Origin of the sequence: Algoriphagus sp., assembly GCF_024642405.1 — a bacterium.
Taxonomy (GTDB): domain Bacteria; phylum Bacteroidota; class Bacteroidia; order Cytophagales; family Cyclobacteriaceae; genus Algoriphagus.
This window is the reverse complement of record NZ_JAHEBC010000157.1, coordinates 1-8,638: the sequence shown is the minus strand read 5'-3', so window position 1 is coordinate 8,638 and position 8,638 is coordinate 1. Positions and strand designations below refer to the sequence as shown.

Here is an 8,638-nt window from a genome sequence, read left to right as displayed (position 1 = left end):
ACATGCTGAACATCCAATACAAGAGTTCATATCAATTGCAAGTCCCCAGTGATGCTGAGAATATTGATGACCTGACCAAAGAGAGATTTTGCTAGGCTTAACAAATTCACCGTCTTTGTAAATCTCTGGATGGTATCTTCCAGCACCAGCATCATTTCTATAATCCTCAAGAGTTGCTTCCTGGATCACATTCTCACGTCCCATGAAGGTCTGGTGAGTTTGAGTTCTAGCAATCTTATATGGCTCACCGGTTGCAGTGACTTCTACACCAGTAATAATATCAAAGTTTACAAATCCTTTTGAGGCATCTGCTAATTCGTAAGCATTTACACCTACCCCATTAGCAACACGACCAGCTTTTGTTCTTCCATAACCAATGGCAAGTCCAAAAGTACCTTCAGCTTGTCCAGGTTGAACCAAAATTGGAACTACCAATGACTTCCCATTAACAGAAATAGAAGCTTTTGATGTCTGTTCTTCAAACATACTTACTCCATTATCAGAAGCCCATTTTTGAGAAACTGTCAAGTAGTTATCCCAAGTAGCTTTGGTAATTGGATCAGACATTTCTTGAAGCCAAGGTATATTTGCAAATGTACCGTTACCAATACCTACTTTAGTGTAGAGTACTAATTCTGCACCAGCATTGTCAGCTTTATAAGTTTGGGCAACATTTGCAGCCGCTGCACTTATATCTCCTACCGGAGTGACAGTTGTGGTTTCTCCTTCATTTATTGCAAATACTCCATTATATAGTGTAGTGTCCCAAAACTGCTGGAAACTACTACCAGTTTCAACCATTGTGAATATCTCAGATTCCCAGTTAAGTTGGAGAAATTCGTAATAATTCGAATTAGAACCAGACCATGTCAAGAATGAATCTTGTGCTTGTCTTGTATCAAAAAGAGGTGAAATCGTAGGCTGTGCTAATGAAAAATGTCCTTTCTTAGGTTCAAAATCATTCCAAGACTCTAAGAAGTGATGATCTGGAGCAACCATCTGAACCAAAGATGAAGTCTCATCCATCGTACCATTGGTTGCGATACTTACACTTGCTTTTGCAATTCCCTCTGCAACTTCAGCACCTCTTGCAAAATCATAAACTGGATTACAATTGTAGAAGATAACAGCTCCAACTTGCCCACCTTTCAATTCATTGACGAATTGGTTCATGCGACTATCATCTCCTTTACGGAAATGAATAGGAGAGCTAAAATCGACTGTTGTTCCATTGGCACCCAAGAGTTCATTGATTGCATTTACCACAACCTGAACATTAGGGTCATTTGAACCTGAAACAACCAAACCGGCAGATTTCGCTGCCCAAAGATCATTTGCAGCTTTTTCCAAATGAGCAATTTCTACTGCTGGAGCAGAAACTGTAGCAGCTCCAGCCTTTCTCGCGATTGCATTGTAAAGTGCCAAAACCGCCAATCCACTTTGAGAAGCTTTGATTGGTGTTCTATAATCTGCATTGGCGCCAGTTAAAGAAAGGTTGGATTCAAACTGATAATGTCTAGACATCTCTGGTTTTTCCTTGCTAATCTTTCTTGTTTTGGCATATTGACCGGCAAATTCAATTGGAGATATCCAGGATCCGAGGAAGTCAGCACCAAAAGAAACTATGGTTTTTGCCTTATCAAAAGAATACGAAGGAATTACTGCAGTACCGTAGTAGGTTTCAGCAGCTTTTGAAATACCATAATTTGATATTGGATCATATTGTATCAATTCCGCACCTCCAAAAACCTCTGAAAACTGCTCAATAGCCTTTAGGGTTGTTGGAGAAAGAATCGTGTTTGAAACGATTTTGACAGAACCTGCAGAAGCAAGCTTTGACTTTACCTGAGCATCAATTGTAGCCCAATCTGATTTTTCACCTGCAATGTATGGTCCAGCAAGTCTTTGTTTATCATAAAGAGAAAGAATAGATCCTTCTACGATCGCATTAACTTTTCCTTTATTAATAGGAGAAAGTTCGTTTCCATCAATTTTGATCGGACGACCTTCTCTTGTTTTTACAACGATGGATGCATAATCACCTCCGGAAGAGAATGTAGATGCATAATAATTAGGGATAGAGGGGTTGATGTCAACAGGCTTGTTCACATAAGGAATAGCCTTTCTTACAGGGGCTTCACAAGCAGCCAATGAAGCTGCCGCTAAGCTAAATCCCATCAACTTGAGAAAATCTCTTCTGGAGGCACTGCCATCTTCACTCAGTGAAGTCGGAAGTTCAGCGAACTCCTTATCAGCATGCTTTACAAACTCCGGATCGTTGCTAAGTTGCTCTAGCCCTTTCCAGTATGTTTTTTTATTTTCCTTCATTTTATGATCTAGGAATGAATTTGCAAAAAGGATAATGAATTAATAATGGCACTTAGCACATTCAAGCCCGCCGATGTCTTTCACCTTTAGGGCATCTTTTGAATCCACATGAATCTGTACCAATTTATCATAATAGGCATTGCCTTCAGTACTAATTTCGGTTTGTCTGTGACAATCGATACACCAACCCATAGTCAAAGCACTGTGCTGACCTACCACTTCCATTTCCTGAATAGGGCCATGACAAGTTTGACATTCAATACCACCTACTTTCACGTGTTGCGAGTGGTTAAAGTAAGCTAGGTCAGGTAGATTGTGGACACGTACCCACTCAATTGGAGTGTTGTTATCCACAGCATCGTAGATTTTTTGAATTTCTGGAGAAATACCCTCTGCGCCTTGTACATTTTGCACATATGCATGGCAATTCATACAGATATTTGGAGAAGGTATATTAGCTGATTTACCAATCTCAACCCCAGTATGGCAATACTGACATTCGATTTCTAAAGTTCCAGCATGTAATTTATGAGAGTATGCAATAGGTTGAGTAGGAGCATAACCTTGTTGTACCCCCACAGTGTATAGTCCATCAATGGCAGTTTTTGCAACCAAAGCAACTACTAGGGCAGTTACAATGATGATGAATCCATCACTCTTTAAAACTTTACCTAAGTTGAATTTCTGAGAAATAAATTCTTGATCATCCTCATCTAGCTCTTGCTTATTGAGATATTTTGTCAATACAGAGATAATCAAACCTAAGACGATCAATATCAGCAAAAGTACAACAACGAGAACAGCAAGGATTACTGTAAGATATTCATTTGGAATACCTCCACCTGCACCAGTCACTGCTCCTCCTTCACCACCTGCTGTTGCAGCAGCAGCTGCAGGATCAACAGTATCTCCGTACTCTATATAAGCAAGTAAGTTATTCAGCTCATCATCAGTCAAGAACTCATGAGAAATCATAACTGTATTATTGTACTCTGCGTAGAGGTCCGAGTAATATTCATTTCCTGATGCTATAACTGCTTGAGAATTCTTAATAAAGCTTTTCACAAGCTCAACAGGTTGTCTATCTGTGGCTCCTCTCAATGCTGGACCTATTAATTTTTGATCCAGTTTGTGGCATGTTTTACAATTTGCATTGTATACAGCCTTTCCTGCTGCTACTGCTTCGTCGCTACTATCAACTGCAGGATCTGCGGCAAAGGCCTGAAATCCTATCAGCATGAAAAACAGCACTGCCAGTGTGTGGAAATTCAATCGAACTCCTACTAACGAGCGTTTTGATAACATATTATAGCTAATTAAATAGTTTATGCGGTTTTCATTAACCCTTGCAAAGGTACTACCCGGGCTCAATTTTTCAAACAAGAATTCAATTCATATTACCGGGTTAACTCGTGTCAAAAACACAGTTTATTTACCTGATTTTCAATATTTTAAACTGATTTTTAACAAACTTATTTTATTTAGAATCATTATAAATAAAATACTTTTTGTTTCAATTTCGAACTCCTCCAAAATATCAATGATTTTGGATTTTTTTTAAATTGTAAATCAAGACTTTGTCTAATCCTTCCTCAAAAACATAGAAAATAAATGAAGCTAGTTTTGCTTCAAAAGAGATATTCTCTAGATTTGCATTCCATTTCGGAAATGGTCGAGTGGCCGAGTGGCTAGGCAGAGGTCTGCAAAACCTTGTACAGCGGTTCGAATCCGCTCTCGACCTCATTCAAGCACCCTTCATAAAGGGTGCTTTTTTTGTTTTTATTTTTATCGAATTCCATTCCTTGGAATTAAGTAATACCCTTAATCGAGAAAGATTTTCTTTCTATTGAGGTAAGTCTTCTTCAAAAAAGAGATGACACTTTGAAATAAAAAATCAATTCTGCTAGGTCTTAAAATTTACTTTTTATAAAATTCAATTTAGAGTCTATTAAAAAATGAATAAAAAAAGGTGTCCAATAAATCTTGGACACCTTTATATTTTGAAAGCTTTTACTAATTATTTCTTTCCACCTTCCATTTGCTCTTTCAATTGAGTCAAAGCGTCCAAGTCTCCTAGAGTTGACTTTTCTGCAGGAGCTGAAGATGAAGTAGAAGTAGATCCTGAATCAGACTTCTTCTTAGCTTCTTTCTTAGCTGGCTTAGACTCTTCTTTGAATGTAGCTGTATGAGAAAGAACAATTCTCTTATCATCTTTAGAGAACTCAGTTACTTTGAAATCTTCAGAGTCACCTGCTTCTACTTGAGATCCATCAGCTTTCTCTAGGTTTTTGATGGTTGCGAAACCTTCCAAACCGTAAGGAAGCTCAAGAACTGCTCCTTTATCATTTTTAGAAACAACAGTACACTTATGTAAAGATCCTACTGGGAACACATTCTCGAAAGTATCCCAAGGATTCTCTTCCAATTGCTTATGACCAAGGGCCAATCTTCTGTTGTCCACGTCAAGTTCAAGAACCGCTACTTCTAGCTCATCTCCAACTTTCACAAACTCGGATGGATGCTTGATTTTCTTAGTCCAAGAAAGATCAGATACGTGAACCAATCCGTCGATACCTTCTTCCATTTCTAGGAAAAGACCGAAGTTGGTCAAGTTTCTAACAATACCTGTGTGTTTAGTGCCCACAGCATACTTAGTACCCATGTCATTCTTAGTCCAAGGATCTTCAGTAAGTTGCTTAATACCCAAAGACATTTTTCTATCGTCCTTATCCAAAGTCAATACTACCGCATCGATTTCGTCACCAACTTTCACAAAGTCAGCAGGGTTTCTCAAATGCTGAGACCAGCTCATTTCAGATACGTGGATCAAACCTTCAACACCTGGAGCAAGCTCCAAGAATGCACCGTAGTCAGCTACGTTTACAATCTTACCTCTTACTTTAGAACCAACTTCAAGGTTAGAAGCCAAAGAATCCCAAGGATGAGCTGTCAATTGCTTCATACCCAAAGAAATTCTCTTCTTATCATCATCAAAGTCAAGAACCACAATCTGAACTTTCTGATCAAGTTGCAATACTTCTTCTGGATGATTGATACGACCCCAAGAAATATCTGTAATGTGAAGAAGACCATCTACACCACCCAAATCGATGAATACACCGAAGTTTGTCATGTTCTTGATCACACCTTCTAATACTTGACCTTTCTCTAGGTTGTTTAGGATCTCCGCTTTTTGCTTCTCAAGATCTTTCTCGATCAACACTTTGTGAGATACTACAACGTTATCATTTGCGTGGTTGATTTTCACCACTTTCACTTCCATTTTCTTACCTACATAGATATCGAAATCTCTGATAGGTTTCACGTCGATCTGAGAACCTGGCAAGAATGCCTCTACACCGTAGATATCCACGATCAAGCCACCCTTAGTTCTTCTTTTCACCAAACCTTCGATCACGTTATCATGCTCAAGGGCATCTTCGATGTCCTGCCATGCACGTACGATCTTAGCTTTCTTACGAGAAAGGATCAACTGACCAAGTACATTTTCTTGCTCTTCGATGAAAACTTCTACAGTATCACCTGGCTTGATGCCATCAAGGTCACGGAATTCACTTAAAGGAACCAATCCATCAGATTTAAAACCGATGTTGATGATTACATCCTTATCATTAACACCTACAACAGTGCCTTTGATTACTTCTTTTTCAGTGATCTCGCCTAATGTACCTTCGTACATTGCAGCCATTTGATCACGCTGTTCTTTAGAATAGCCCTCACCAAAACCTTTGGTTTCGAAGTTATCCCAGTTAAATTCTTCTTTGTTAGACATAATATTATTGACTCTTAAAGCCCATCAGTTCTCGAGTCAGGGAACTGGGGGTTTTTAGTTGTAAATCAATGGTTTAGGCATTCCCAAATCACTCCGCTCACTCGAACGGACTGCAAAGGTACTGATTTTCTTTTATTTCGTAAATTGTGATTAAAAAAATCAAAGATTTTATGGTGAAGAATCTGGATGAATCTTCTTCTTTGCGAAAAGCTTTCTCAATTTCTGCTAAAATAAAAAGCCCCAGAACGCTCCGGGGCTTAAGCAAGCAAAGAGTTAAGAATAAATTATAAGCCCAAAAATACCAATATTCGGTTAGCATGAAAATCATTCAAGCAATATTTACGATCTATTCACTTTTGATTTTCATAGTGTTAATGCTTGTTTTTGGCTTATTCATTGTATTGCCTGTGCTTTTTAGTGATAGAGCGGGTGTGGTTTCATTTTTTTTCATAAGACTTTGGGCAGGAATCTGGTGCTTTCTATCCGGATTTAGATTCGAAATTCACGGCAGAGAGCATATCGATCAAAATCAACCCTACATCTACATTTTCAATCATCGGTCTTTTTTTGATGCACCAATTATTCCTATTGCGATCCCACAACAGGTTCGGGCCCTAGGGAAAAAAGAACTATCCACAATCCCATTTTTTGGTTGGGTAGTAGGAAAATTTGCAATTTGGGTGAATCGGGATAATCCGGAATCCAGAAAAGAAAGCATTCCCAAACTCATTAAAATTCTCGAAAAAGGGATCTCCATCGTAGTGGCACCCGAAGGAACGAGAAACGATACAGATGACCTTTTATTACCTTTCCGAAAAGGAGCATTCAGACTTTCGGTAGAAACCGGTATACCTATTTTGCCTTTTGCGATCATTGGTGCAGATACGATTCATAAAAGAGGATCTTTCTTACTAAGCCCAGGAAAAGTTCAAATCTATTTTTCCCAACCAATTCTTCCTTCTTTAGAAAGCACGGTGGAGGAATTCGCTGAAAAGTGTAGAAATCGGCTCAAAACTATAATATTGTCTCATTAGTAGAACTTATATCCACATCATCCGCAGCATCAATCGTCAATTCTTCAAAAAGCACATAAACTGATAAATAGGTCAAAGGAATAGTCGCCAATAAGCCTACAACTAAACAAAGAAATCCACCAATATTAATCAGGAGTAAAACCAATACAAACCCAAAAAACTTCCACCAATTAGTATGAACCAGTTTCCGGCTTAGTTCCATGGCAGGCCAAAAATCAAAGCCTCCAAAAAGCACAAATAAAAGACTGAATAAATATCCAACGCCAAGGTAAATGCCTGGTATTATAAATATAAGTATTCCACATACGATTAAAATCGCTGAAATCAGATTCACAATTACTAGAGGTAAAATGTATTTAAAACCATCAAAGTAATTCTGAAAATCTACATATTGACCCTGGCTCATTCTATTAGCTACTAAATAAAAGCCAGCTACCAAGGGAGGAGATAAAAAAATAGTATAGATAAAGACAAAATCCTCCAAATAGAGCGTAAATGCCAATTGGATCGTAGAAATCAAAAAGGCAAACCCTATATGAAACATAGCCCGGGCTTTAAACATTTCCCAGGCTTTGTCTATAATAGTTGAAATATTGAAATCTACTCCCGAATCAATAATTCGTTGGAGTTTAATTTGATCCATTCTTTGAAATTAATTCGTAAAAGCTTCTAGTATATCGTGTTTTGTGATGATATGAATCTGATTATTCCCATCTCTTACCAATACCGCTTTTTCTTTTTCTACCATAGACGAAAGTACATCCAAGGTGCTGTCTAAAGCCACAAATTTCATGGATTCTTCCATTACATCTGAAACTTTAGCGTCCTTCAAATCCGGGTTTTCTATAATTTTTGCCAAAAGTTTATTATCAGTAAGACAACCAACTACCTCCTCGTTTTCCATAACCGGAATTTGGGAAACACTTGTTTTATTCATCAAACCAATTGCTTCCCGAACTGAATCTGATTTAAACGATGACACCAGTTGATAATTTCCTTCCCGTTGAGAAATAATATCTCTAGCAGTAGAGTAAGTTCTATCCTCTAAGAAACCATGGTTTCTCATCCACTCATCATTATAGACTTTTCCTAAATAGCGAGTTCCATGATCCGGTAAAATAATCACCATTTGATCCCCTTCATTTAGATTTTCTTTCGCCCATTCCAATGCCCCATGAACAGCGGAACCGCAAGACCAACCCACAAATAAGCCTTCTTCCCTTGCTAAACGACGAGTCATTACAGCGGCATCTTTATCAGTCACTTTAACGAAATGGTCAATCATATCGAAGTCAACATTCTTTGGAAGAATGTCCTCACCAATCCCTTCGGTCAGATATGGATATACCTCCTTTTCATCAAAAATGCCTGTTTCCTTATATTTTTTGAAAACTGATCCATATGTATCAATGCCAACAGTCACCACATCTGGATTCTGCTCTTTCAGGTATTTGGAGGTACCACACATTGATCCACCTGTACC

The 8,638-nt window shown here is 38.3% G+C and carries 6 protein-coding genes and 1 tRNA gene; 2 read left to right on the top strand and 5 right to left on the bottom strand.

All coding sequences use genetic code 11. From position 1 onward, the window contains the following. Together Q0L68_RS12390 and Q0L68_RS12385 are read right to left on the bottom strand one after the other, a co-directional pair. Positions 1 to 2,328: TAT-variant-translocated molybdopterin oxidoreductase (locus Q0L68_RS12390; protein WP_296703563.1), on the bottom strand; the 2,328-nt coding region annotated here is incomplete at its 3' end. Between the two features lie 39 nt (positions 2,329 to 2,367). Beyond that, positions 2,368 to 3,633, bottom strand: coding sequence for a c-type cytochrome (locus tag Q0L68_RS12385; protein ID WP_296703560.1), 1,266 nt, complete (start codon positions 3,631 to 3,633; stop codon positions 2,368 to 2,370). A gap of 365 nt (positions 3,634 to 3,998) precedes the next feature. Here Q0L68_RS12385 and Q0L68_RS12380 point away from each other — a divergent pair. Then, positions 3,999 to 4,069: transfer RNA gene (locus tag Q0L68_RS12380), tRNA-Cys, on the top strand. Between the two features lie 276 nt (positions 4,070 to 4,345). On the opposite strand, the gene rpsA is transcribed toward Q0L68_RS12380, so the two are convergent. After that, positions 4,346 to 6,121 carry a 30S ribosomal protein S1 gene (gene rpsA / locus Q0L68_RS12375; RefSeq protein WP_296703557.1) on the bottom strand — a complete coding sequence of 592 codons (1,776 nt, stop codon included), beginning with the start codon at positions 6,119 to 6,121 and terminating at the stop codon, positions 4,346 to 4,348. Between the two features lie 317 nt (positions 6,122 to 6,438). Between rpsA and Q0L68_RS12370 the strand changes: the two genes are divergently transcribed. Then, entirely contained in the window at positions 6,439 to 7,155 is a 717-nt protein-coding gene (locus Q0L68_RS12370; protein ID WP_296703553.1) for a 1-acyl-sn-glycerol-3-phosphate acyltransferase, read from the top strand. Here the strand turns inward: Q0L68_RS12370 and Q0L68_RS12365 are convergent. Further along, a complete protein-coding gene (locus tag Q0L68_RS12365) occupies positions 7,136 to 7,798 on the bottom strand; it encodes a hypothetical protein (protein WP_296703550.1) in 663 nt (220 codons plus the stop codon). The genes Q0L68_RS12370 and Q0L68_RS12365 overlap by 20 nt on opposite strands. 9 nt (positions 7,799 to 7,807) lie before the next feature. Then, positions 7,808 to 8,638 (bottom strand): pyridoxal-phosphate dependent enzyme (locus Q0L68_RS12360; protein ID WP_296703547.1); only part of this gene is annotated, 831 nt, incomplete at its 5' end.

Excerpts from the sequence above, each read along its gene's own strand:
- Q0L68_RS12365 (WP_296703550.1), bottom strand. The coding sequence starts at position 7,798 with ATGGATCAAATTAAACTCCAACGAATTATTGATTCGGGAGTAGATTTC.
- Q0L68_RS12370 (WP_296703553.1), top strand. The coding sequence starts at position 6,439 with ATGAAAATCATTCAAGCAATATTTACGATCTATTCACTTTTGATTTTC.
- Q0L68_RS12385 (WP_296703560.1), bottom strand. The coding sequence starts at position 3,633 with ATGTTATCAAAACGCTCGTTAGTAGGAGTTCGATTGAATTTCCACACA.
- rpsA (WP_296703557.1), bottom strand. The coding sequence starts at position 6,121 with ATGTCTAACAAAGAAGAATTTAACTGGGATAACTTCGAAACCAAAGGT.